The organism is Shewanella halifaxensis HAW-EB4 (assembly GCF_000019185.1).
Classification (GTDB): domain Bacteria; phylum Pseudomonadota; class Gammaproteobacteria; order Enterobacterales; family Shewanellaceae; genus Shewanella; species Shewanella halifaxensis.
Genome location: NC_010334.1, coordinates 428270 through 452144, shown reverse-complemented (window position 1 = coordinate 452144; position 23875 = coordinate 428270). Strand labels below are relative to the sequence as shown.

Below are 23875 nucleotides of genomic sequence, written 5' to 3'. Positions count from 1 at the left end.
CAGATTTGCGTAAACCGATATCTCTGATAATATATGTATAAATTTACAGTGTTTGAGTGCTAACCGTTTGCAAAGACTCGATCTTGTTCCTATAACAGATCTTAAGGGCGTCGCCAACAAGATGGCCGAGAGATTAGCCAAGCTGAGTATAACAACAGTGCAAGACCTGTTGTTTCATCTGCCGCTTCGCTATGAGGATCGCACTCAAGTCTACCCAATTGCCTCGCTTTACCCGGGCAGTTACGGCACCATCGAAGCCGTTATTCAATCAAGCCAGATTATTCAAGGCCGTAAGCGCATGCTGACCTGCACGGTGCGCGATGATACTGGCAGCTTAACTCTGCGCTTTTTTAATTTCTCTGTCGCGCAGCGCAACGGCCTAGAGATAGGTATGACCATTCGTGCCTATGGTGAAATTCGCCGCGGTAAGCATTTTGCAGAGATCATTCATCCAGAATACAAGTTGATCTCCCCTGGTGAAGATCTGCAGCTGAGCGACACATTGACGCCGGTTTACCCCACGACCGAGGGCCTAAAACAAGCAAGCTGGATTAAGCTCACCGAGCAAGCACTTGCCATGTTAGACAATGGCGGCTTACAAGAATTACTGCCGCCAAACCTGCAGCCAAATAACTTGGATTTAAAGCAAGCGTTGCAAATCCTGCATCGACCTAATAATCAGGTGTCGCTATTTGAGCTGGAGCAAGGCACTCATCCGGCGCAGCAACGCCTGATTCAAGAAGAGTTACTGGCCCACAACTTGAGTATGTTACGCCTACGTCAGCGTAGTAACCGCGACAAAGCAGTCAGCATGCATGCCACGGGGCAGTTACTCAATCCGTTTTTAGCCTCGCTCCCCTTTAAACCTACTGGGGCGCAGCAACGAGTGGTTGCAGATATAACCCAAGATTTAGCTAAGCACGAGCCGATGATGCGCCTAGTACAAGGTGATGTGGGTTCAGGTAAGACCTTGATTGCAGCCCTTGCGGCACTGCAAGCGATAGAAAGCGGTTACCAAGTGGCCATGATGGCGCCAACCGAGCTATTGGCCGAGCAACACGCGCTAAACTTTAGCAGCTGGTTTGAACCATTAGGCCTTAAAGTCGGCTGGCTTGCAGGTAAGTTAAAAGGTAAGGCCAGAGCCCAGTCGTTAGCCGATATTGAATCAGGCGATGCCCACATTGTCATAGGTACCCATGCTATTTTCCAAGAGCAAGTGGTGTTCAACAAGCTGGCACTGATTATTATCGATGAGCAGCATAGGTTTGGCGTACATCAACGCTTAGGTCTGCGAGAAAAAGGCATCAGCCAAGGCTTTCATCCTCACCAGTTAATTATGACCGCGACTCCCATTCCGCGCACGCTCGCCATGACGGCCTATGCCGATCTCGATACCTCGATTATCGATGAACTTCCACCGGGAAGAACGCCGGTTACCACAGTTGCAATTTCCGAGCAGCGTCGAGATGAGGTGATCGATCGAGTCAGACAAGCCGCCATTAACGACAAGCGCCAAACTTACTGGGTATGCACCTTAATCGAAGAGTCTGAAGTACTCGAATGCCAAGCTGCAGAAGACACGGCAGAAGAACTTAAACGCGTTCTGCCCGAGTTAAAGGTTGGCTTAGTTCATGGTCGTATGAAGCCTGCGGAGAAGCAGCAGATCATGGCCGACTTTAAAGCAGGTGAGCTAAATCTATTAGTTGCCACTACAGTGATTGAGGTCGGTGTTGATGTGCCCAATGCCAGTTTGATGATCATCGAAAACCCCGAACGTTTAGGCTTAGCACAGCTGCATCAGCTTAGAGGCCGCGTTGGCCGTGGCGCAGTGGCCAGCCACTGCGTGCTGCTATACAAGCCGCCGCTATCTGCAACAGCCACCAAGAGGCTCGGCGTACTCAGGCAGAGTAATGACGGCTTTGTGATTGCTCAGCAAGACTTGGAGATCCGTGGACCAGGTGAAGTATTAGGCACCAAACAGACTGGCATCGCCGATATGAAGATTGCCGACCTGATGCGCGATGAAGCCCTTATTCCTCATGTGCAGAAACTGGCTGCACATGTTATGCAGCAGGCACCTACGAGTGTCGATGCCATTATTGAGCGCTGGCTTGGCGATAGAGAGCAATTCGTACAAGCGTAAAGTGCTAATTTTGCCGCTTTTTGAAATTAAATATTCTTAATAGAGCTTCTGCCTATAGACAATCTGCTCGATTTTTGCAGAATGGATTGAAGCTATACTTTATATAATTTGTCGTATCACTGCGCGATAGCGGAGGAGTTAAAATGCAACTCAGTCAAGAAGATAGAATTTCCCCTCAGGAAAAGAGTTCAGGCACCAATGGTCTGGCGATTTTGGCTATAGTTGCTGTTGTGGCGCTATCTGCTGGCGGCTACTACTATCTCAGTGGTAATGAAAAAGTCGAAGAGCTGCAAGTGATTGCGCCAATAGTGATCCCAGACCCAATACCTGAACAACCTCTTGAGACTGAAGCGGTTCCAGAGCCAGAGGTGATTGTAGAAGCCGAGTCGGTGCAGCTACCAGAAGTCGATCCTGTTCCACAAGTTGAGCCATTACCTGCACTGGCCGATAGTGATGAATTCGTTCACCAGAAAGTCACTAACGTAGCCGACGGTATGGCGATTGAGCCACTATTGATTGAAGATAATCTTGTGCGTCAATTTGTGGTGTTTGTCGATAATCTGGCTCAGGGTGAACTTGCTCGAAAAGTCAGCCCACTTAAGGCACCAAACAATAGTTTCACCGTATCGGAGATCGCCAACAAGACCTACATCAATCCAGATAGCTACCATAGATATGATCTCTATGCAGACTTCTTGGCCAGCCTAAATGATGAAGAGTTAGCGAAAACATACAAGGAGCTGACTCCATTATTGAGCGAAGCATTTGTCGAGCTCGGCTATAACGACATCTCATTCAATGAGCGTATGCAGCAGGCGATCGAGGTGATGTTAGATGCACCGATTATCGAGCAACCGATCGAGCTAGATGGCGTGAGTGTGAACTACCAGTTTGTCGATCCAAAACTGGAAGCACTACCGAATGCACAGAAGTTAATGGTTCGCATGGGACCTGAAAACTCACGCAAAGTAAAATCTGCACTGCGTCGACTACAGAAGCATCTAAACTAGCTACTCAATCGAGTGAGTTCGTCCCTCGAGAGCCCTGAATTAACAGGGCTCCCTCGCAAATCCAACATTTTCTCACCGATAGCTCACCTTCGAGCGACATCTGTATCGAAAGAGCTTATTAAGCTCATCATTTATGATGTAGAATAGCCGCTCTAAATGACGTTATATTTGACCACTAGCAGACGTATTTGCATGAGTCGGTCAGAAGTATCTTTTTATTAGTCAAGGTGATACGAAAGGATTTTCGGATTTGAGGCGATGCATTTGAAGTTTAGCATTCTTTCATGGGGCGCATGGTCGCCACAATGCCAACAAGCCAGTGATTGGTTAAATTGGCCAACAATCGCCTCAGACGATTCTGCGCAGCAATCGGCTGTGCCCAAACTGACTCATGTACCTGCTATGCAACGCAGAAGACTCAGTAAACTCACCAAAATTATTCTTGAAGCCGTCTCTCAGAGCGCTCCACCTGAGCAGTGCCGCAGTATTTTTGCCTCGCAACACGGCGAAATTAACCGTACGATCGGCTTACTTAACGATATTGTTGCCGAGTCACCGCTATCGCCTACCGGCTTTAGCCAGTCGGTGCACAATACTGCCAGCGGCATTTTCAGTATTTTAACGGGTAATCAAGCATCTTCCACCTCGATCGCTGCGGGGAAAAACACATTTAGCCAAGGGTTTATCGAAGCCTTTGGTCAACTACACGCTGACCCGGCCCCCTTGCTATTGGTCTATGCAGATGAACCCGTGCCTCAGGTTTACCGTCAATTTTCAGCAGACCCTAAATGGCCTATCGCTGGCGCTTTTATGCTTGCTCCCGAAAATTGCTCACAAGCGGCTCTCGCGACGCTGAGTTTAACCGCAGATACCCGCGAGCATAAAAATGATCATGAACAGCTTAGCCTTGAGCAACTTATCTCCAGCCTTGCCACTAAGCAGAATGCCTCTGGTTATTTGGCTGGTTGGCACTGGGAGCTAACCTGCAGTGACTAAGCCCGTCACCTATAAGCAGCCGCTAGCGCCCAAATTAACAGGCTTAGCTTACATTCCACGCTGGCTTGGCGGCACCGCCTGCTACATGGCTTTTGCTCTTGGCGGATTGCTGAGTTCGCTCACCATACTGCCGATCCTCAGGTTCTGGCCAGGCAGCCCGCAGCAACGCATCGAGCGTGTACAGCGCGCCGTGCACCTCATGTTCAAGGGCTTCGTCAAAATGCTCACTTGGGCTGGCGTGATTAACCTCAGCCATGGAGACTTAAGCCGTCTTCGCGATGCTAGAGGCGTAATCGTCACGGCGAACCACCCCACCTTGGTCGATGTCGTCGTGCTAATTAGCTTGATGCCAAACGCAGGTTGCATCGTCAAGCAAGGCCTATGGCGCAACCCCTTTTTACGGGGCGTAGTCTCTTGCGCGGGTTACATTCCTAACCGCGGCGCCGAGCTACTCCTAGAAGACTGCAAATCAGTGCTTGAGCGTGGCACTAATGTAATTATTTTCCCCGAAGGAACGCGCACCGTCATAGGTGAAAAAATTAACCCTTTTGCCCGCGGGGCAGCCAACATAACGCTTAGAACTCATAGCGATCTATTGCCAGTGTTTCTAAAAACCAATACTGTTGGACTCAGTAAGCAGCAGGCTTGGTATCAAGTACCGAGGCGAACAATTGGTATGCATATCGAAATAGGCGAAACACTGCCCTATTTACGTTATGATGCGAATGCGGGCGGCGATGCAAAAATGGCACGGCAAATGACTCGTGACCTTGAAAACTATTATAAACAACAATTAGATAGATACTTATGAGCCTAGATAACGAAGTAAAACAACTGATCATCGACTGTCTCGACCTTGAAGACGTTAGCATTGAAGATATCGACTCACAGGCGCCGCTATTTGGGGAAGGTCTTGGACTCGACTCTATCGATGCATTAGAGCTTGGCCTTGCCATCAAGAAGCAATTTGATGTGAAGATTGAAGCAAACTCAGATACGACAAAACAGCATTTCTATAGCGTTGCTAGCTTAGTCAGTTTCATTGAGTCACAGCGAGTCTAGGGGGGAATTATGCAAAGTCGTGAACAGATCCTAGAGATGCTGACTCAGATCCTCGTCGAAGAATTTGAAGTTGATGCCGAAGAGATCACCCCAGAAGCTTCTCTATACGAAGAGCTCGATCTTGACAGCATCGATGCCGTCGATTTGGTGATTAAGCTGCAGCAGATGACAGGCAAGAAGATTAAGCCTGAAGAGTTTAAAGCGGTTAGAACCGTTAATGACGTCGTCTCGGCTATCGAAGGCTTAGTCAAAGAGTAATGCGGCTCTTCCTGCAAATAGTGACGACCCTTGTGGTAATAGGCTACCCACTGGCGGTCTATTTTGGTCTGCACTATTTGCCCGCTGGCAGCATAGCACTCGCCTTGTGCGCCATTTTAGTCCTACGACTTGTGCTGCAACAGCAGAAAGTAAAGGCGCTCATGCTGCCGATCCTTGTGGGTATAGGTTTGACGGCTGGCAGTTTTATTGCCAAAGAAAATCACTGGTTACTGTTTTATCCTGTGGTGATAAACCTCACCATGTTGACACTTTTTGGCTATTCACTAAAACGTGGTCCCAGCATGATAGAGAGATTTGCAAGGTTAAAGGAGCCCGAGCTGCCTGATGAGGCCATCGGCTACCTCAAGAAAGTAACCTTGATTTGGTGCGGCTTATTTATCTTTAACGGCGCAATGGCGCTTTATACCGCACTCTATACCAGTATCGAAACATGGACGCTTTATAACGGGCTGATCGCCTATCTGCTTATCGGGTCGCTACTGGGTGGCGAATGGTTATACAGAACATTTTGGTTGAAAAAGTCATGACGGAACTACTTAAATCTTGGCTATGCCAAGGCCCAGCTGCACAGCAGCTAATTAGCTTCAATCATCACGATATCGTGACGGGTTCAGCGTTTACCGCCCAAGTCGCGCAGCTGCAACAACAACTCACTGACTCAGACTCCCAGCGCTGGCTGCTATGTTGCGATAGCAGCGATCTGTTTGCCGTTGGACTGTGTGCGGGTTTACTTGCTGGTAAACAGATTATCCTGCCAGCGAATACTCAAGCGGGTACCTTAAGTGAACTCACTCACGAGTATGATGGCGTACTCGCCAACATGCCCATCTGTGAAGGCAAAGCGTTTTTACGTCTCGATAAAGATCTCAACCCACCCACCAGTGACTGGCCGCAAACAGACAAGTGGGGCGAACTCGTCCTGTTTACCTCAGGTAGCAGCGGTAAACCTAAACGAGTGGTTAAATCTATCGATCAGCTCGATGCCGAAGTCAGCGTGCTAGAGCAGACTTTTGCCCAGCACCTGCCGCACTGTAGCGTCATCTCCACCGTATCTCACCAGCATATTTACGGTCTACTATTTAAGATCCTCTGGCCTCTGGCTGCGAGCCGCCCATTCTTAAGCGATCTGGTCGAATACCCAGAGACCTTAAACTACTACGCGAACCTGTTTCCAAATCTGTGTTTGATCAGTAGTCCGGCGCAGCTGTCTCGGTTACCCGATGCCCTAGATAACGAGCGTCAACTGCGCGCACCAAGCCTGGTATTTAGCTCTGGCGGGCCGTTAAGTTTTGATGCATCCAAAGGCGTGGCGAACTGTTATGGCCAAGCACCGATTGAAGTATTTGGCAGTACCGAAACGGGTGGCATCGCTTATCGTCGTCAGCAGCAGCCTAACGCCGACTGGCAAGCTTTTGCACCAATTGAGATCCAGCAAGACCCACGCGATGGCGCACTACTGCTGAAATCGCCCTACCTGCCAGATAACCAATGGCTAAAGTGCGATGACAAGATTGACCTGCATGCCGATGGTAAATTTACCCTTCAAGGCCGCTTAGACCGAATTATCAAAGTCGAAGAGAAGCGCCTGTCGCTGGTGCAGATGGAGTCCCTATTAGAGAGCCATCCCTATGTGGCCAAAGCCGCGCTGCTGATGCTTGAGCAGCCTAAAGTGCAGCTCGGTGCTGCCATTGAGCTTTCAGAACAGGGGTTAGAACAACTCGAAGCAAACGGCAAGTTAGCCCTCAATAACCAATTAAAAAATCACCTATTATCACAGTTTGAGCGGGTCACCCTACCAAGACGCTGGCGCTATGTAGAGCAGCTGCCACTGGATCAGCAGGGTAAGCGCGTTCAATCTTGCATGTTAGCCCTATTCGATATCGATAAGTTTAAGAGCAAATGATTAAATCTAAATTGCCCACCATCATCAGTTGCAGCAAGGCTCAAGACTCTGTGACTTGGCGGCTCGATATTGCTGCCGATCTCGACTATTTCAATGGCCACTTTCCAGAGCAGCCAGTACTGCCCGGCGTGACTCAGCTCGATTGGGCAATAAAGCTCGGCTGTGAACATTTCGGTTATCCCATCGATGTCGCAACCTTAGAGGTTCTTAAGTTTCAGCAACTTATGCTGCCAGGCTCTCAAGTCGACCTCAACGTTAGCCACAATGCGGCCAAGGCTAAACTGACCTTTGCCTACAGCGATGGCGATAAGCGCTTTGCGTCGGGACGCATCGCCCTCAATAGCGAAGCTGCGCCATTCACCAACAGCACGGATAGCCACTAATGCGTCTGGCCCTCGTTATTCCCAACTACAATCACCGCGGCGCTATTGAGCAGACATTAGAGCGCCTCGCGGCCTTCGAGCTCCCCTGCTATCTCATCAACGATGGCAGTGACGATGACACCCGCTTTCTACTCATCGAGCTGGCTGAGAAATATGATTGGGTGACGCTCATTCACCACCCATTTAATCGCGGCAAAGGTGCGGCTGTGATGACGGGGCTACGCACCGCCTACCGCGATGGCTTTACCCATGCATTGCAGGTCGATGCCGATGGTCAGCACGATTTAAACGATATTCCGGCGATGATCGCCCGCGCAGAATCAGCGCCTGAAGTGCTGATCTCTGGACTGCCACAGTATGACGAATCCGTGCCTAAAGGTCGCTTATATGGCCGCTATATCACCCACTTCTGGGTGTGGATAGAGACCTTAAGTTTCGATATTCAAGACTCCATGTGTGGCTTTCGGATTTATCCACTGGCGGCAACAGAGAAGCTATTTTTAAGCCACGCCTTGGGCGAGCGCATGGACTTTGATATTGAAGTGTTGGTGCGCCTATATTGGCAAGGCGTGCCAGTTATTCATCTGCCAACACGGGTGATCTACCCCGAAGATGGGGTAAGCCATTTTCAAGGCCTCAAAGACAATGTGCGCATCTCACTGATGCACAGCAAGCTCTTCTTTGGCATGTTATTGCGCCAGCCCAAAAAACTGTGGCACAAGCTCACCAGACCCAGTCAAAACAAGCACTGGTCAAGCATGCGTGAGCGTGGCAGTTACTGGGGGATTAAGCTGTTAGCCCAAAGCTACCGTTTAGGCGGGCACTGGCTGTGCCGCGCGATCATGTATCCAGTGATCTGCTATTTCTTTATCACCGGAACGACGGCACGCGCCGCATCGAAACAGTTTTTAACCCATGTTAAGCTCAAGCAACCCAATCACCCACAGCTAGGTGAGCCACTCAGTTGGCGCGATAGTCTGAAGCACTTTTTCGCCTTCGGTAACGCGGCGCTCGATAGGATCGATGCTTGGTGCGATCGCATCAAACTTGAAGAGGTGGATTTTCCTAACCGCGAGATGCTCGCCAGCGAACTTGCTGCAGGTAATGGCGCCGTATTACTGGTTTCACACCTAGGCAATTTAGAGCTGTGCCGCGCCATCTCAATCCACCAGCGCCAAGTCAAGGTCAACGTCATGGTGCTGACGCAAAATGCCGAGAACTTTAACAGGGTGCTCAAGCAGCTCAACCCCGACAGCTCGCTGAACCTTATTCAGGTGACCGAGCTCGGCCCGAGCACCTCGATGCTACTACAGCAAAAGATTGAAGCGGGTGAACTGGTGGTGATTGCCGGAGACAGAACCTCGTCTCAAACGGCTGGACGGGTGATCTATCAAGAGTTTCTTGGTGAACAGGCCGCATTCCCACAGGGACCGTTCATTCTAGCAGGGCTGCTCGACTGCCCGGTTTATACCATGTTCTGCCTGCGCCAAAATGGTCGATACCATGTTCATCTTGAGCACTTCGCCGATACCTTAAAAGGCCCTAGAGCTGGGCGCGCCGAGAGGCTCGAGCAAGCCGTAAACGAATTTAGTAGTCGCTTGGAGCACTTTGCTCTGAGTGAGCCACTGCAATGGTTTAATTTTTATGATTTCTGGCGCAAGGATGAAGAGTTCCAACGTGCCGATGCGCAAAGCAGTGATTGCAGCAGTAAAGGACAAGCAAGCAAATGACCCAACACAATACCTATAATCTTAGCCAGCAAACCGTTGAATTTGGCTATAACAGCCTATCGCTTGAAGATGTGGTGGCTATCGCCAAAGGCGCGACAGCCAAGCTAAATCAGACTGGAGAGTATCGAGCCTATATCCAAAAAGGCGCCCAGTTTATCGATAGCTTACTTAAAGAAGAGGGCGTGGTTTACGGCGTTACCACAGGTTATGGCGACTCTTGCACTGTGACTGTTGGCTTAGATTTAGTCCATGAGCTACCTCTGCACCTAACCCGTTTTCACGGCTGTGGCATGGGAGAAATTTTATCACCGATGCAGGCCCGCGCCGTAATGGCATGCCGACTCAGCTCACTCGCCGTAGGTAAATCTGGCGTGAGTTACGAGCTACTCGCGCGTATCGAAACCCTACTCAACCTCAACATCACCCCAGTGATCCCTGAAGAGGGCTCGGTCGGTGCCAGCGGTGACTTAACGCCACTGTCTTACCTAGCAGCAGTATTGATCGGCGAGCGCGATGTCATCTATCAAGGTGAGCGATGCCCAACCGGCGACGTATATAAAGAACTTAATATCGTACCCCTTAAGCTACGTCCGAAAGAGGGCTTAGCACTGATGAACGGCACCGCAGTAATGACGGCTCTGGCCTGCTTGGCTTTCGATCGCGCCCAATATATGGCGCGCCTTGCCAGCCGCATTACCGCCATGGCTTCATTAACCCTCAAAGGTAACTCGAATCACTTCGATGAGATCCTATTTGCCGCCAAGCCACACCCGGGGCAAAACCAGATCGCAGCGTGGATCCGTGAAGACCTCAATCATCATATCCATCCACGCAACTCAGACAGACTGCAGGACAGATATTCTATCCGCTGCGCCCCCCATGTGATTGGTGTGCTGCAAGATGCACTACCGTTTATGCGCCAGTTTATTGAGACTGAGCTTAACAGCGCCAACGATAACCCGATTGTCGATGGTGAAGGCGAGCATATCTTGCACGGCGGCCACTTTTACGGTGGTCACATCGCCTTTGTCATGGACGCAATGAAAAATGCGGTAGCCAATATTGCCGATCTTATCGATCGTCAGATGGCGCTGGTGATGGATCAGAAGTTCAATAACGGCCTACCCGCTAACCTTTCCGGTGCTCAAGGCAAGCGTAAGGCGATTAACCACGGCTTTAAAGCGGTGCAGATTGGCGTATCGGCTTGGACGGCTGAAGCCCTTAAGAACACTATGCCAGCGAGCGTGTTTTCGCGCTCTACCGAGTGTCACAACCAAGATAAGGTAAGTATGGGTACCATCTCTGCACGCGACTGCATGCGCGTACTACAGCTAACCGAGCAAGTGGCCGCAGCGGCGCTTCTAGCCATGTCGCAAGGCATTCGCCTGCGTATCGCACAGGAGGAGCTGGTGCCGAGTTCGATTACCCCATCGCTGGGTAAAACCTTGGCCCAAGTCGAAGCAGACTTCGAACTATTGACCGAAGACAGACCGCTAGAGCAGACCCTACGCTCAACGGTGGATAAGATCCAAAATGGCTACTGGGAAGTGTGCAGCTAATGAAGGGCATTCTACATACTGAACTGGAAGTAGAGATCCCTTTTCACGATGTCGATTCTATGGGCAATAACTGTTGGCATGACTTACCTGTGCCAAAAGTTGAGCTGACTTCCGAACTAGGAGCCTGCCAATGAAAGGTATCTTATTCGCAGAACTGGTAGTAGAGATCCCATTCCATGACGTCGATTCTATGGGCTATGACAGATGGCATGGTAACTCTTTACCTGTTACTCATCTGAATATCACACGGAGAGTCAGCTAATGAAGGGCATTCTACATACTGAACTGGAAGTAGAAATTCCATTCCATGACGTCGATTCTATGGGGATCACCTGGCATGGCAACTACCTACGCTACTTTGAGCTGGTGCGCTGTAAGCTGCTGGATAAAATTGGCTACGGTTACCGCGCCATGCAGGACTCAGGGTTTAGCTGGCCGATTGTCGACGTGCAGATAAAATACGTGCAGTCGAGCACCTTCGAGCAGACTATTATCGTCAAGGCGACTCTGGTCGAATGGGAAAACCGCCTCAAGATAAACTATCAGGTGGTCGATGCCCAAACCGGTAAACGTATCACTAAGGGTCACACCATTCAGGCGGCGGTCGATATGCAAACCCAAGAGCTTTGCTTTGTGACGCCTGCGGTTTTCCAGCAGAAGATAGCCCATCTACTGCCTCAGCTATCCAGTAGTGAGCAAAGCGAATGAAACGCCTCTTTCCCCTAACACAGGCTCGAGCACTCGCCCTAACACAAGCCCTACTGCTGTCGGTACTGATCAGCAGTTACGCACAGGCTGACACAAACGCCGATTACTCGGAGCTATTTCAGCATGAGGCGAGCAGTGCAGAGCTAACAAAGCTAACGACTCAGCTATCGCCAAGTGCGCAGGCTAAAGGGGATTTCAGCCAATATCGCTACCTCAAGGTGCTTAAAAAGCCGTTAGTCAGCCAAGGTGAGTTTATCTTTGCAAAAGATCTCGGCGTAATTTGGCAGCAGAATATGCCTTTTTCCAGCACGCTGATCTTAAAGGATAAGCAGCTTATCCAGATAGATAGCCAAGGCAATATCAACATCAATAACGCCGAGCAAGCTGGCAGTGGCAATCAGATCAGTGACGTGATGCCAAAGCTGTTAAACGCCCTGTTAAGCGGTGATATTCAGCAGCTAGAGCAGCACTTTTCACTCAGTCTGCTGCTAGAGCCTAATACCGAAGGCCAAGCGCCTCAGCAGTGGCAACTGGGGCTAAAACCCACAGACCCATTGCTAGAGAAAGCGATGCCGCAGATGGTACTGGCTGGCAATGAGCAGATCCAAACTCTGGTGCTGTTTAGCCGTAACGGCGATCGCAGCCGCATCGAATTTTCGGCCATCGATGAAAGCCCATTAACGGCAGCGGACAAGCAGCGCTTTAGCCCCGCTTCGTTATCAGATCCATCGGTTAATAACGCCCCCAATATCGAGGGCAAATAGCCATAATGAAGCCGAGCTTGAATCAATTTCTAAGCCATAAGACCGCCAAGTTAAGACTACTCATTTGGCTAACCCTAATCGCTATTACCTTAGCGACAGGTCTTGTGTTGTGGCAAGGCGGCGCTCGGGTACAAAGCGATATTCTCGCCATGCTCCCCAAGGTGAGTGAGAGCCCGATGACCCAGCGAGCGATGGCGCAGGTCGAACAGCAGTTAGCGAACCGAATTTACTTAGGCTTCATTAGCGATAACGAGCAGTCGGCAATTGATGCGGCCAAGACCGCAATGGCTAAGCTTAAACAGCCCTCGAAAGACGGGACTCAAGTAAGTCATCGGGAAAGTGCCTTTATCGATATTAGCAGCGCGGATATGGCGCAGGCCGAAGCGCTAAACCGTTATTACTTTAATCATAGATTTCAGCTACTCACCGATGAGCAGCAGCAACTGCTTGAGCGGGGACAGTGGCAGCAACTCACGCAAGCCACCCTCGAAAAGCTCTATAACGCCTTTAGTTATGCTAACAGCGACTTGCTGAGTCATGATCCACTGCTGCTCTACCCTGACAATCTGATCGCACTGGCGCCATCGCAGCAGCTTAGCGTTAAGCAGGGAGTACTGCTCAAGACTATCGCCCCAAAAGTGCTAAACCAGAGTCCCCAATTTGCCGCCATTGTAATGGCTAAAGGCCGTGATAGCGCCTTTAACCCTAACGCACAACAGCTACAACTATCAGCACTGACAGCGGCATTCGATGCGGTAAAGCAGCAAGACAGCGATATTGAAATCATCAAGGCAGGCGCATTATTTCATGCAACGGCGGCAACCGATAACGCCAAGAAAGAGGTCTCGACTATCGGCCTTATCTCACTGCTGGGTGTTATCGCCTTAGTCTGGTTCGCGTTTCGCTCCTTTAGGCCGCTGACTATCGCCTTGGTTACCGTCAGCAGCAGCTTCCTATTTGCAGTGGTAACAACAACGGCAGTATTTGGAGAGCTACACCTACTGACGCTGGTATTTGGAACTAGCCTTATCGGGATCTCGATTGACTACTGTTTTCATTACTACTGTGAGCGCTTAAATCACCCGAGTCATAGTAGCGACCGGGTTATTCAACAGATTTTTATCGCAATATCACTGGCGCTACTGACCAGCGTTATCGCCTACAGTGCCATAGGCCTCGCCCCCTTCCCAGGGATGCAGCAGGTCGCGATATTCTGCGCCTCAGGCTTAGTCGGTGCCTACTTAACTTTGCTACTGGCCTACCCAACTCTTGCCGCCAGACCACTGCGAGATGGGAATCGGGCCCTAGATTACGCCAGTCGCTACCAAGGTTTTATGCTTAGCCTAATGCCAACAGTGCCTCGTAAGCGCCTACTGCTTGCGGTTGGAACCTGCATGTTTATCATCATAGGTTTTACCCAGCTGACCGCTAATGACGATATCCGCCAGCTACAGCATACACCTGCAGATATTCAAGCCGAGGAAGATGAGCTGCGCACCCTGCTCAGTGGCGGCACCGACAATCAATTTCTACTGGTAACGGCTGATAGCGAACAGCAAGTCACCGATGAGCTCGCTCAACTGGAGCCGCTCCTCAAGCAAGCGAAGCAAGATAACTTAATAGGTAACCATCTAAGCCTAAGCCGCTTTCTGCCAAGTCAGTCAGCGCAGGAGCGCCACTACCAACTACAGGGGCAGATCTATCGAGAGTACTTAGATGAGATCCTTGCCCGCTTAGGCTTAGATCCCAGCATTAAAGGCGCGCTTGTAGAGCAATACCAAGCGGCAAAGGGGAACTTCATCACTGCCGATAACTTGTTAAATCATGCTGCGGGCGAAAGTTTTAAGCCGTTATGGTTATCGCCACAGGAGGGTGAGACAGGTTACGGCGCTATCGTGCTGCTTGGCGGGATCACACAGTTAGAGGCGCTGACTCAACACTTTGATGCCCTGCCTCATGTTGAGTTGGTTGATAAAGTCGGTGATATCTCAACAGTCATGGGCCACTATCGGCAGATTACCTTAGGATTGTTAGCACTAGCGCTACTTATCGCCGGGATCATCTTCACCTTTAGATTTGGCGTGAGACTCGCAGCTGTGGTCGTCGCAGTTCCAGCCCTGTCGGCCCTACTGACTTTAGCCTGCTTAGGCGTCAGCAATAATCCACTAACCCTATTTCATGCACTGGCACTGATCTTAGTCTTCGGCATCGGCATCGACTACAGCCTATTTTTTGCCGAGTCGAAGCAGCAGACTCGCGGGGTGATGATGGCAGTGTTTATGTCAGCCATGTCGACCCTATTGGCCTTTGGCTTACTAGCCTTCAGCCAAACACCAGCAATTAATGCGTTCGGCCTAACCCTATTGCTGGGTATTGGTTTTACCTTCTTGCTCTCCCCTTTTATCCAAATTTTTACAAGGAAGTCTAATGATGTCGACTGATCAAGCTGTTCAGGATGAATTGGAACGATACCCAACCGAAGCGGTCGATATTGCCATTATTGGCGCGGGACCATCGGGTAGTATTGCCGCTAGCTTGCTACACGCTCAAGGTAAGAAAGTATTAGTGTTAGAGAAACAGCATTTTCCGCGCTTCTCTATCGGTGAGAGCCTGCTGCCTTGCTGCATGCAAGTTATCGATGAAGCCAATATGCTTGAAGCGGTCAATCAAGCAGGATTCCAGTTTAAAAACGGCGCCGCTTTTCGCCACCAAGATAAATACACCAGCTTCGATTTTACCGATAAGTTCACCCAAGGCCCCGGCACGACCTTTCAGGTAGAGCGCGCTAATTTCGATAAACTGCTAGCCGATGAAGCTGTCAGTCAAGGTGTGGAGATCCGTTACGGTCACACGGTCGAGTCGATAGATTTAAGCGCCGAGCCAAGCCTTAGTGTGAGCAACGGTAAGGGCCAGACCCAAACCATCAATGCCAAGTTTGTGCTCGATGCCAGTGGCTTTGGCCGTGTGCTACCAAGACTGTTGGACTTAGAAAAGCCGTCTACCTTACCGACTCGTAGCGCCGTGTTTAACCATATTCACGACAACATCTCAGACCCTAACTTTGACCGCAATAAGATTTTGATCAGTGTCCATCCCGATAACCAAGATATCTGGTATTGGCTCATTCCTTTCAGCGATGGCCGCTGCTCGGTCGGCGTTGTGGGAGAGCCTGAACAACTCAGCTCTCTAAGCGGTTACGCAAGTAATGGCTTTAGCGATGAGATCGGCAATAGTGACTTAGATAAAATTCTTAAGACCATGATTAACCAAGAGCCGGGATTAAGAGCGTTACTCGCAGATGCAGAGCTGATTAATGAATCGGGCCTACTCAAAGGCTACTCGGCCAATGTGAAGACACTAGCAACCGATAAGTTTGCCCTGCTGGGTAATGCTGGCGAGTTTCTCGATCCGGTATTTTCATCGGGGGTAACCATAGCGATGCAGTCAGCCTCCATGGCGGCAAAAACAGTAATAAGACAGCTCGATGGAGAGCGGGTCGATTGGCAGCAGGACTATGCAGAGCCATTGATGAAAGGGGTCGATACTTTCAGAACCTATGTCGAAGCTTGGTACGATTACAGCTTCCAAGAAGCGATCTTCTTCGATAAGCCCGATCCGAAAATCAAGCAGATGATCTGCTCAATTCTTGCTGGATATGCTTGGGATGACAACAATCCTTTCGTTAGCGAATCGAAGCGCCGACTCAATATGGTTGTAGAGCTATGTCGAAGTTAAGTAGAAGATTAGCCTTTGTGGGCCTTTGCCTATTAATCACAGCCTGTAGCCAGACCCTGCAGCGTCAAACCTGTGTCGAATTGGCAGCAGATGTGAGCTACTGCTTAGCACCTGTCACTCAACAAGTCTTGGGGGCTAAGCTCATCGATGATAGCCTTTTGGAAGTAAGCCAAACAGCAGTCAGTGCCACTCAAAAGGTCAGCATCCAGACTCAAGATAGCCAACACGAGCTGCTAAGTCAGTTAGAGCTTGAGCCGCAGCAGTTAACTCTAGTTGGTCTAGCCCCACTCGGACAGGCGCTGTTTACCCTTACCTATGATGGTAACACCTTGATCAGTGAGCAGAGTCAGCTACTCGGCGATCAATTTAAGGCAGAATACCTGCTAGCGATTATGCAGCTTATCTATTGGCCCGATGCGAGCGTCAACCCGCACTTACAAGGCGCCAAGATGCAGAGCTATGACTGCGATAGCGCTTTGTGTCGCGGGCTATTCTTTGCTAACAATAAGGCTAAAAATGGGACGATTGACTCAGCAGCTGACAACCAACCGATAATAGCCATACGCTATAGCAGTTTAGACAAGTGGCAAGCTCATGTTAGCCTAAGTATTGATGCTGCAAACTTTAAGCTGGCCATCAGCCCGTTATAAACCTGATTTAGTGGAAATTTAAGTGAACTCAACAACACAAATCGCGATAACCCATCTAGGTTTATGCTGCCCTCTAGGTCAGTCACCGCAAGCTGTGCTCGACAATCTAGTCCAAGCCAGTATCGCAGGCATGCAGTGGCGTGACGATCTGCTATTTGAACACCCTGTACTAGTTGGCCAAGTCGATGTAGAGCTGCCTGTGATCCCATCAGCCTTAAAGCGGTTTGATACCCGTAATAACCAGCTTACTCTGTTGATTGCTCGGCAGATAGAGCAAGCCGTTGAGCAAGCTAAGGCACGCTACGGATGTGAACGAATCGGTATTATTATCGGTACCAGTACCTCAGGCATTGCCACCGGCGAAGCTGCGCTTAGTGAGCATGAAACTCATGGCGAGTTTCCAAAAGAGTATGATTATGCCAAGCAAGAACTTGGGGATACGAGCCAGTTTTTGCAAGCCTACTTTGAGTTAACAGGCCCTTGCTATACCGTATCGACAGCTTGCTCCTCTAGCGCCAAGGTCTTTGCCAGCGCCAAGCGCCTTATCGATGCCGAGATCTGCGATATGGTGATTGTCGGTGGTATCGATACCCTGTGTAAGCTCACCCTTAACGGCTTTTACTCGCTCGAATCCATATCTAGCGGCCATTGCCAACCCTTTAGCGCTAATCGTGATGGTATCAATATCGGCGAAGGTGGCGCCCTCTTTCTTTTAGAGAAAGTTACACTAGAGAAGCTTGCTCCTGAAAAAACAGCGAAAGATGGTGAGGAGAAAGTGATAATTCTCAGTGGCATTGGCGAGTCTAGCGATGCCCACCATATCTCAGCACCGCATCCAGAAGGCAGAGGCGCAGTCAATGCGATGCAAGCCGCCCTTACCATGGCAAATCTTAAGCCTGAGCAGATCGATTACCTCAACCTGCATGGCACTGCGACACCTAAAAATGACGCCATGGAGAGCCGCGCTGTACATCAAGTCTTTAGCAATAACTTGCCTGCCGCGAGTTCAACCAAACCACTCACGGGCCATACTTTAGGCGCTGCGGGTGCGATAGAAGCAGCGTTTTGCTATCTACTGCTCAGTGATTACAATACTCACCAGCAATTGCCACCGCAGGTGTGGGATGGGAAGCAAGATCCTAATGACCCAAGCCTGCCGCTAGTCGCAAAAGGGCAACAGGCCAGTATTAATCACGTAATGAGTAACTCTTTTGCCTTTGGTGGCAGTAATGCTAGCCTGATCTTGAGCCGTAACAGCTCAAGTCGCGAAGCGCTAAAAAATATAGACAATGACTCAACAGAGACAAACCAAGATGCTTGATGTAACTCCGTGTGATGCAAACAAGTGTGATGTGACTAAGTTCGATGTCACTAGGCTTGCCGAGCAAGAGGTGGAAAAGTTTATTCCCCATCGCCAGCCGATGATCTTAATCAGCCAGCTACTGCACTATAGCCATGATAGCTTGCTGACTCAGACAGATATTTCGGCCTCAAGCGCCTATTTCGATGCCAACCTCAATGGCGTGCCCAACTATGTCGGCATCGAGTATATGGCACAAAGCATCGCGGCACTGGCAGGCGTAGAAGCCCATCTACGCGATGACATTATTCGAGTGGGATTCTTGCTGGGAAGCCGTAAGCTGAAGATGCATATCCCACAATTTGAGCTTGGACAAAGCTATCAAACCCGAGTGACTCGCCTCTACCAAGAGGAGTCAGGTTTAGCGGTATTTGACTGCCAAATTTTACATAACCAAGAGGTCGTGGCCGAAGCCAATGTGAATGTGTTCCAGCCACAAGATGCCTTAGCCTACATTGCCGAGTCGACTCAGTAATTTATCGATAAAAATACCAAGGTGCTGCGTACCCACTCAGTCATAATTCGCCTCACAAAGGCAACCACAAACAACAGACTAACTAGGGCGCTACGCAGGGAGTAACAGTATGACAAAAAGAGTATTAATTACCGGTTCAAGCCGCGGCATAGGCAAAGCTATCGCCCTAAAACTTGCCGCCTCAGGCCATGACATTGCGATGCATTTTCATAGCAATCAAACCGCCGCCGATGCCACCAAGGCGGAGCTTGAGCAGTTAGAGATTAAGGTCAGCTGTCTGCAGTTTGATATCGCCGATAGAGCCGCAGTCAAGCAAGCGATTGAGCAAGATATCGAGCAACACGGCGCCTATTACGGCGTGGTGCTCAATGCCGGGATCAATGCCGATACCGCGTTTCCGGCGATGACAGAATCTGAGTGGGATAGCGTGGTGCACACCAACCTAGATGGTTTCTATAACGTTATCCACCCAACCGTTATGCCTATGGTACAGGGTCGTCAAGGCGGACGTATCATCACCCTTGCTTCGGTATCGGGCATCGCAGGCAATCGCGGTCAAGTTAACTACAGTGCCTCTAAGGCGGGAATTATTGGCGCAACTAAGGCGCTCTCCTTAGAGCTCGCTAAGCGTAAGATCACCGTAAACTGCATCGCCCCTGGGCTTATCGAAACCGACATGGTCAGCGATATCCCCAAAGAGATGGTCAACAACCTAGTGCCGATGCGCCGCATGGGTAAACCCTCAGAGATTGCAGGCCTAGCAAACTACTTGATGTCAGATGACGCCGCCTATATCACCCGCCAAGTGATCTCGGTGAATGGAGGCATGATATGAGCCAAGCAACTTTTCCTCGCCGCGTCGTGATCACTGGCGTTGGCGGTATTTCAGCCCTCGGCCATGATTGGCCAACGATTGCTGACAGCTTGAAAGCGCAGAAAAACTGCGTGGTGCGTATGGACGAATGGGACAGGTTTGCCGATCTGCATACCCGTTTAGCCGCCCCTATTACTGACTTTGAAGTGCCAAGCCACTACAAACGTAAAAAGATCCGCTCCATGGGGCGGGTGTCGATTATGGCGACCCGTGCCAGCGAGCTTGCACTGATTGATGCTAACTTGCTTGATGATCCTGTGGTGACATCGGGTGCCATGGGTATCGCTTACGGTTCATCCACGGGCAGTACCGATCCTATCGTCGCATTCGGTGACATGCTTAAAGATGGCGATATGTCGGGTGTTACCGCCACCAGCTATATCCGCATGATGGCACACACCACGGCGGTTAACGTTGGGGTTTTCTTTGGCCTCAAAGGCCGAGTGCATACCACCAGCAGCGCCTGTACCTCAGGCAGCCAAGGCATAGGTTATGCCTATGAAGCCATTAAGTATGGCCAGCAAGACTTAATGCTGGCCGGCGGCGGCGAAGAGCTGTGCCCAACCGAAGCCGTGGTCTTCGATACCTTATTTGCCACCAGCACCAAAAATGACACGCCAACCGAGACGCCGCGTCCCTTTGATAAGAGCCGTGATGGCCTAGTGATTGGCGAAGGCGCCTGCACGCTAGTGCTAGAAGAGCTGGAACATGCCAAGGCTCGCGGCGCCAAGATCTATGCCGAAATAGTTGGCTTTGGTACCAATGCCGACGGCCTGCATGTGACGCAACCCAATAGTGAAACCATGGAAACTGCGATTCGCTTAGCCCTGAAAGATGCCGCCATCGACGCCGATAAGATTGGTTATGTGAATGCCCACGGCACCGCGACCGATCGCGGCGATATCGCCGAGACACAGGCCACGCATGCGGTGTTTGGTGCTAAGCAGCCAATCTCATCACTCAAGAGCTACACCGGCCACACACTGGGGGCTTGCGGGGCATTAGAGGCTTGGGTGAGCATAGAGATGATGAACGAGGGCTGGTTTGCCCCGACACTGAATCTGACAGAGGTTGATCCTGAGTGCGGCGAGCTGGATTACATCAAAGATAAGATCCGTCAGCTTGAAACCGATTATGTGATGAGTAATAACTTTGCCTTCGGCGGAATTAACACCTCGCTGATCTTTAAGCGGTTTAAGAGCTAGGTTCTAGGTTCTAGGAAAAGCAGGTCCTAGGAAAAGCAAAGACGAACGGCCTACGGCCTTACGGACGTGACTACGTCACTTACGGAACGCTGCGCTTACGGAAAAGATGGGACAGACCGAAAAAGCTAAGAAGCGGCAAAGATGGTGCTTTTGGCTTTTGCTGTTTCTAGCAGGGCGCAGCCCGTCCTCGAAGCGAAGCTCTCTAGAACCTAAATCCTTCTTTTAAAGCTAAGACGGAAAGTTAAACATCTTTGTAGGTCGGCATTTATGCCGTCATGTCGGTTAAAGAAAACAAAACAGCGCTAAACCTAACTGCAAGATGCAGTACGCACTAAATTCTAAGTAAAAAATAAACTAAGGCCTCCTAAAATGGAGGTCTTTTTTATAGCTGATTTTCATTGCTAGTTTTCATGTTCTAGCCATAAATGATTTACATACTAAATCAGCATTAGAAAAAACTTATTGAAATTAATCTAATTAAAGGTTTAAATGTCTGCACAAGTTTTGTTCAGCTAGCTTCAAACAAAACCTAACAAAATCAATCAGCATAATAAATAGAGGTGGATATGTTAAACACTCAAATATCAAAGTTATCGACCAAGCCTGCTAGTAGTCAATGCTGGCAGTTGATAGAAGAAGGTGCGACCGTGATTGATGTGCGCTCACCGCAAGAGTTTGCCAGTGGTCACCTGCCGCAAGCGATCAATGTGCCGTTAGACAACTTAAATAAGTTAGATACTTGGCTGCACAAAGTGGAGAACCGTCAGCAAGTGTTTGTACTTTATTGCGGCGCAGGTATCCGCGCGCAAAAGGGCTGCGATATCTTAACGGCTAACGGCTTAGAGTGCGTGATCAATGGCGGCGCATTAAAAGATCTGCTTGGCTGTCAGCCAAAGCGCTAATACTGTTCGGGATAAACTTACCTCCCCTTGCTGACATAAAGGCCTGAAAAGCAGGCACACAGCTTGTCGTTACAATACAACTCGACCTCTAGCCGTACCTTTACGCGACGGCCTAAGGCTAGTTTTGATAGATCGCAGTCAGGCCAACTCACTTTGGCAATAGGCTGACTGTCGATGGGGGCGATATAACGCACATTGGCATCGGCCAACACAATATCGCCCTCTTGCCCTCTTGCCCTGCCAATTTTTGTTGCAGCCATAACATCCCCCAACCCGTTAAGGTCATTAGGGTGTAAATACTGCCGGCAAACATGGTGTGGTGCAGATTGATATTGGGTGCTAGCGGAGCAGAGACTTCGAAAGTCTCACCATCAAATGCCAACGGTGCTATCTGCATAAACTCACTAACAGGTATGGTTTGATGCCAAGTCTGCTGCAGTTGCTTTAGCAAGGATTGATGGTTTGAGTCTGTCACAGGCTTATCCAAAATAATCCGCTGCTCACCATAAAAGCCCTAGACTTGCAGGTTAAAGGTCACTGGACCGTCGTTAACCAAAGAGACTTTCATGTCTGCGGCAAATTGACCGGTTTGGGTGTTAACCCCTTTGGATTTGCAAAAATCGATAAAAGCTTCATAGAGTTCGCGCGCTTGTTCCGGCGTACCCGCACCTGAAAAACTCGGACGCAACCCTCGCCCCGTATCTGCGGCTAAAGTAAATTGTGATACCACTAACAGACTGCCACCCGCTTGTTCAAGATTAAGGTTCATCTTGCCATTCTCATCGGAGAACACCCGGTAGCTCATCACCTTGGTAGCCAACTTTTGCATCTTCTCAATGTTATCCTCGCGCTCAACACCGAGTAACACCAATAGGCCTCTATCTATCTCACCGATAGTCGCGCCATCAACGACAACTTTTGCTTCACTCACACGTTGAATTAGGGCAATCACGTACAACACTCTCCGATAAAAAATTAATAACTTAAATGAAAAAGCGAAGACGAACGCTTCGCTTTAAAACAAGGCACTAGGTTCTAGGACGCTTCGCTCCGAGGACGGGCTACGCCCTGCTAGGAACAGCAAAAGCCAAAAGCACCACCTTTGCCATTTCTTAGCTTTTCCGGCTTTTCCCATCTTTCCGTAAGCGCAGCGTTCCGTAAGTGACCTAGTCACGTCCGTAAGGCCGTAGGCCGTTTGTCTTGTTCCGTCTTAACCTTTCCTAGGACCTTCTTAGCTTTTCGACTTTCTGTAGGTCGGCATTTATGCCGACAAATCCTATAAAAGACCAGAATTGATGGGCTAAAGCCCAACCTACAGCAGAGAACATGCTTTTCCGTAAGTGACGTAGTCACGTCCGTAAGGCCGTAAGGCCGTAAGGCCGTAAGGCCGTAAGGCCGTAAGGCCGTAAGGCCGTAAGGCCGTAAGGCCGTAAGGCCGTAAGGCCGTAAGGCCGTAAGGCCGTAAGGCCGTAGGCCGTTCGTCTATTATCGTCTCAGCCTTTCCTAGCACCTAGAACCTTTATCAGCTTTTCCTAGAACCTTCTTTAAATAGACTGAATATTCTGCATCACAGGAATAGGCTTAATCACGTCTTCAGCGCCTTCTGGCAATGACTCACCAACCTGACGCAAACCTTCATCTATCCAAAGGATAAAGCGACGTAGCTCTTCCATGGTGATGGTGTCGACAAATGTTGCTGCGCCTTGCACCTGAATCACCGCGCCTTGGTCACGAATAACAAACTTGGCAAAATTTAGCTTTTGGTTCAAGGTGCCGATCATCAATAGCATCTCTTTGCTACCCACATACTTAGGATGAATGGCATAGAAGCGATTCATCATGATGCGATCGATACCATCAGGATTGATACTAGGCTGCAGAATAAATTGGCTATTATCAAAATTGACCGCCACACCATTTGGGCCTGCGCGAGATGCCAAATAACTCTTATTCAACAGTGCTTCTAGCAGCTTAGTGGTGGCTTCTTCGTTAGACAAACCACCTAAATCCACACTGTCAGGCGCTTTGACTGCGACTTCTGCCTCTGCGGTTTTTTCTGTTGAAGTACAAGCCGTTAGGCTCATAGTTAAGCCCATAGTTAAGCCTACAAGGATCAGTTTTTTCATAGCGTCTATAA

25 protein-coding genes and 1 pseudogene are annotated in these 23875 nt (G+C 49.7%); 23 read left to right on the top strand and 3 right to left on the bottom strand.

What is annotated here, in order from left to right; genetic code table 11:
* The first annotated feature begins 67 nt into the window (after positions 1-67).
* From recG to SHAL_RS01845, 23 genes are all read left to right on the top strand, one after another.
* On the top strand, positions 68-2143 hold the full coding sequence (gene recG, locus SHAL_RS01945) for an ATP-dependent DNA helicase RecG (RefSeq protein WP_041415795.1): 2076 nt from the start codon (positions 68-70) through the stop codon (positions 2141-2143).
* A gap of 143 nt (positions 2144-2286) precedes the next feature.
* Entirely contained in the window at positions 2287-3153 is an 867-nt protein-coding gene (locus tag SHAL_RS01940) for a DUF3014 domain-containing protein (RefSeq protein WP_012275514.1), read from the top strand.
* Positions 3154-3411: 258 nt separating this feature from the next.
* The gene (locus SHAL_RS01935; protein WP_012275513.1) at positions 3412-4149 is read left to right on the top strand and encodes a beta-ketoacyl synthase chain length factor; all 738 of its coding nucleotides are present in this window, start codon (positions 3412-3414) and stop codon (positions 4147-4149) included.
* Positions 4142-4960 carry a lysophospholipid acyltransferase family protein gene (locus tag SHAL_RS01930; protein WP_012275512.1) on the top strand — a complete coding sequence of 273 codons (819 nt, stop codon included), beginning with the start codon at positions 4142-4144 and terminating at the stop codon, positions 4958-4960. The genes SHAL_RS01935 and SHAL_RS01930 overlap by 8 nt, the downstream gene beginning before the upstream one ends.
* Positions 4957-5211 carry a phosphopantetheine-binding protein gene (locus SHAL_RS01925; RefSeq protein ID WP_012275511.1) on the top strand — a complete coding sequence of 85 codons (255 nt, stop codon included), beginning with the start codon at positions 4957-4959 and terminating at the stop codon, positions 5209-5211. The genes SHAL_RS01930 and SHAL_RS01925 overlap by 4 nt, the downstream gene beginning before the upstream one ends.
* Before the next feature lie 9 nt (positions 5212-5220).
* Positions 5221-5469 (top strand): acyl carrier protein, encoded by a 249-nt coding sequence (locus SHAL_RS01920; RefSeq protein ID WP_012275510.1) that lies wholly within the window; start codon positions 5221-5223, stop codon positions 5467-5469.
* Positions 5469-6017, top strand: coding sequence for a COG4648 family protein (locus SHAL_RS01915; RefSeq protein WP_012275509.1), 549 nt, complete (start codon positions 5469-5471; stop codon positions 6015-6017). Before SHAL_RS01920 ends, SHAL_RS01915 begins: the two co-directional genes overlap by 1 nt.
* The gene (locus SHAL_RS01910; RefSeq protein WP_012275508.1) at positions 6014-7393 is read left to right on the top strand and encodes an AMP-binding protein; all 1380 of its coding nucleotides are present in this window, start codon (positions 6014-6016) and stop codon (positions 7391-7393) included. Before SHAL_RS01915 ends, SHAL_RS01910 begins: the two co-directional genes overlap by 4 nt.
* Entirely contained in the window at positions 7390-7776 is a 387-nt protein-coding gene (locus SHAL_RS01905; RefSeq protein ID WP_012275507.1) for an ApeI family dehydratase, read from the top strand. The genes SHAL_RS01910 and SHAL_RS01905 overlap by 4 nt, the downstream gene beginning before the upstream one ends.
* Entirely contained in the window at positions 7776-9506 is a 1731-nt protein-coding gene (locus tag SHAL_RS01900) for a glycosyltransferase family 2 protein (protein WP_012275506.1), read from the top strand. Before SHAL_RS01905 ends, SHAL_RS01900 begins: the two co-directional genes overlap by 1 nt.
* Positions 9503-11065 (top strand): HAL/PAL/TAL family ammonia-lyase, encoded by a 1563-nt coding sequence (locus tag SHAL_RS01895; RefSeq protein ID WP_012275505.1) that lies wholly within the window; start codon positions 9503-9505, stop codon positions 11063-11065. Before SHAL_RS01900 ends, SHAL_RS01895 begins: the two co-directional genes overlap by 4 nt.
* The gene (locus SHAL_RS23545; RefSeq protein WP_263053410.1) at positions 11065-11199 is read left to right on the top strand and encodes a hypothetical protein; all 135 of its coding nucleotides are present in this window, start codon (positions 11065-11067) and stop codon (positions 11197-11199) included. The genes SHAL_RS01895 and SHAL_RS23545 overlap by 1 nt, the downstream gene beginning before the upstream one ends.
* Positions 11196-11327, top strand: a complete 132-nt coding sequence (locus SHAL_RS22990) for a hypothetical protein (protein WP_398364052.1) — start codon at positions 11196-11198, stop codon at positions 11325-11327. The genes SHAL_RS23545 and SHAL_RS22990 overlap by 4 nt, the downstream gene beginning before the upstream one ends.
* A complete protein-coding gene (locus tag SHAL_RS01890) occupies positions 11327-11773 on the top strand; it encodes an acyl-CoA thioesterase (protein ID WP_012275504.1) in 447 nt (148 codons plus the stop codon). Before SHAL_RS22990 ends, SHAL_RS01890 begins: the two co-directional genes overlap by 1 nt.
* The gene (locus tag SHAL_RS01885; protein ID WP_012275503.1) at positions 11770-12537 is read left to right on the top strand and encodes an outer membrane lipoprotein carrier protein LolA; all 768 of its coding nucleotides are present in this window, start codon (positions 11770-11772) and stop codon (positions 12535-12537) included. The genes SHAL_RS01890 and SHAL_RS01885 overlap by 4 nt, the downstream gene beginning before the upstream one ends.
* Before the next feature lie 5 nt (positions 12538-12542).
* A complete protein-coding gene (locus SHAL_RS01880; RefSeq protein ID WP_012275502.1) occupies positions 12543-14978 on the top strand; it encodes an MMPL family transporter in 2436 nt (811 codons plus the stop codon).
* Positions 14965-16272 carry an NAD(P)/FAD-dependent oxidoreductase gene (locus SHAL_RS01875; RefSeq protein ID WP_012275501.1) on the top strand — a complete coding sequence of 436 codons (1308 nt, stop codon included), beginning with the start codon at positions 14965-14967 and terminating at the stop codon, positions 16270-16272. The genes SHAL_RS01880 and SHAL_RS01875 overlap by 14 nt, the downstream gene beginning before the upstream one ends.
* The gene (locus SHAL_RS01870) at positions 16260-16922 is read left to right on the top strand and encodes a DUF3261 domain-containing protein (protein ID WP_012275500.1); all 663 of its coding nucleotides are present in this window, start codon (positions 16260-16262) and stop codon (positions 16920-16922) included. The genes SHAL_RS01875 and SHAL_RS01870 overlap by 13 nt, the downstream gene beginning before the upstream one ends.
* 22 nt (positions 16923-16944) lie before the next feature.
* Positions 16945-18243, top strand: coding sequence for a beta-ketoacyl-[acyl-carrier-protein] synthase family protein (locus tag SHAL_RS01865; protein ID WP_012275499.1), 1299 nt, complete (start codon positions 16945-16947; stop codon positions 18241-18243).
* Positions 18236-18757: a hotdog family protein gene (locus SHAL_RS01860; protein ID WP_049763864.1), complete on the top strand. Its 522-nt coding sequence runs from the start codon at positions 18236-18238 to the stop codon at positions 18755-18757. The genes SHAL_RS01865 and SHAL_RS01860 overlap by 8 nt, the downstream gene beginning before the upstream one ends.
* 109 nt (positions 18758-18866) lie before the next feature.
* A complete protein-coding gene (locus tag SHAL_RS01855) occupies positions 18867-19592 on the top strand; it encodes a 3-ketoacyl-ACP reductase FabG2 (protein ID WP_012275497.1) in 726 nt (241 codons plus the stop codon).
* Positions 19589-20836 (top strand): beta-ketoacyl-ACP synthase, encoded by a 1248-nt coding sequence (locus tag SHAL_RS01850; RefSeq protein ID WP_012275496.1) that lies wholly within the window; start codon positions 19589-19591, stop codon positions 20834-20836. The genes SHAL_RS01855 and SHAL_RS01850 overlap by 4 nt, the downstream gene beginning before the upstream one ends.
* 566 nt (positions 20837-21402) lie before the next feature.
* Positions 21403-21738, top strand: a complete 336-nt coding sequence (locus SHAL_RS01845; protein WP_012275495.1) for a rhodanese-like domain-containing protein — start codon at positions 21403-21405, stop codon at positions 21736-21738.
* Positions 21739-21755: 17 nt separating this feature from the next.
* On the opposite strand, the pseudogene SHAL_RS01840 reads toward SHAL_RS01845, so the two are convergent.
* The 3 genes and pseudogenes from SHAL_RS01840 to SHAL_RS01830 form a co-directional block, all read right to left on the bottom strand.
* A pseudogene (locus SHAL_RS01840) lies at positions 21756-22213 on the bottom strand (thioesterase domain-containing protein).
* A gap of 39 nt (positions 22214-22252) precedes the next feature.
* Positions 22253-22690 (bottom strand): D-aminoacyl-tRNA deacylase, encoded by a 438-nt coding sequence (gene dtd / locus SHAL_RS01835; RefSeq protein ID WP_012275494.1) that lies wholly within the window; start codon positions 22688-22690, stop codon positions 22253-22255.
* Positions 22691-23282: 592 nt separating this feature from the next.
* Positions 23283-23864, bottom strand: a complete 582-nt coding sequence (locus tag SHAL_RS01830) for a M14 family metallopeptidase (RefSeq protein WP_012275493.1) — start codon at positions 23862-23864, stop codon at positions 23283-23285.
* Positions 23865-23875 lie beyond the last annotated feature (11 nt).

Bases quoted from the DNA above. Each gene is read 5' to 3' on its own strand.
- SHAL_RS01940 (WP_012275514.1), top strand. From the start codon at position 2,287: ATGCAACTCAGTCAAGAAGATAGAATTTCCCCTCAGGAAAAGAGTTCA.
- SHAL_RS01935 (WP_012275513.1), top strand. From the start codon at position 3,412: ATGCATTTGAAGTTTAGCATTCTTTCATGGGGCGCATGGTCGCCACAA.
- SHAL_RS01925 (WP_012275511.1), top strand. From the start codon at position 4,957: ATGAGCCTAGATAACGAAGTAAAACAACTGATCATCGACTGTCTCGAC.
- SHAL_RS01920 (WP_012275510.1), top strand. From the start codon at position 5,221: ATGCAAAGTCGTGAACAGATCCTAGAGATGCTGACTCAGATCCTCGTC.
- SHAL_RS01915 (WP_012275509.1), top strand. From the start codon at position 5,469: ATGCGGCTCTTCCTGCAAATAGTGACGACCCTTGTGGTAATAGGCTAC.
- SHAL_RS01910 (WP_012275508.1), top strand. From the start codon at position 6,014: ATGACGGAACTACTTAAATCTTGGCTATGCCAAGGCCCAGCTGCACAG.
- SHAL_RS01905 (WP_012275507.1), top strand. From the start codon at position 7,390: ATGATTAAATCTAAATTGCCCACCATCATCAGTTGCAGCAAGGCTCAA.
- SHAL_RS01900 (WP_012275506.1), top strand. From the start codon at position 7,776: ATGCGTCTGGCCCTCGTTATTCCCAACTACAATCACCGCGGCGCTATT.
- SHAL_RS01895 (WP_012275505.1), top strand. From the start codon at position 9,503: ATGACCCAACACAATACCTATAATCTTAGCCAGCAAACCGTTGAATTT.
- SHAL_RS23545 (WP_263053410.1), top strand. From the start codon at position 11,065: ATGAAGGGCATTCTACATACTGAACTGGAAGTAGAGATCCCTTTTCAC.
- SHAL_RS22990 (WP_398364052.1), top strand. From the start codon at position 11,196: ATGAAAGGTATCTTATTCGCAGAACTGGTAGTAGAGATCCCATTCCAT.
- SHAL_RS01890 (WP_012275504.1), top strand. From the start codon at position 11,327: ATGAAGGGCATTCTACATACTGAACTGGAAGTAGAAATTCCATTCCAT.
- SHAL_RS01885 (WP_012275503.1), top strand. From the start codon at position 11,770: ATGAAACGCCTCTTTCCCCTAACACAGGCTCGAGCACTCGCCCTAACA.
- SHAL_RS01880 (WP_012275502.1), top strand. From the start codon at position 12,543: ATGAAGCCGAGCTTGAATCAATTTCTAAGCCATAAGACCGCCAAGTTA.
- SHAL_RS01875 (WP_012275501.1), top strand. From the start codon at position 14,965: ATGATGTCGACTGATCAAGCTGTTCAGGATGAATTGGAACGATACCCA.
- SHAL_RS01870 (WP_012275500.1), top strand. From the start codon at position 16,260: ATGTCGAAGTTAAGTAGAAGATTAGCCTTTGTGGGCCTTTGCCTATTA.
- SHAL_RS01860 (WP_049763864.1), top strand. From the start codon at position 18,236: ATGCTTGATGTAACTCCGTGTGATGCAAACAAGTGTGATGTGACTAAG.
- SHAL_RS01855 (WP_012275497.1), top strand. From the start codon at position 18,867: ATGACAAAAAGAGTATTAATTACCGGTTCAAGCCGCGGCATAGGCAAA.
- SHAL_RS01850 (WP_012275496.1), top strand. From the start codon at position 19,589: ATGAGCCAAGCAACTTTTCCTCGCCGCGTCGTGATCACTGGCGTTGGC.
- SHAL_RS01845 (WP_012275495.1), top strand. From the start codon at position 21,403: ATGTTAAACACTCAAATATCAAAGTTATCGACCAAGCCTGCTAGTAGT.
- SHAL_RS01830 (WP_012275493.1), bottom strand. From the start codon at position 23,864: ATGAAAAAACTGATCCTTGTAGGCTTAACTATGGGCTTAACTATGAGC.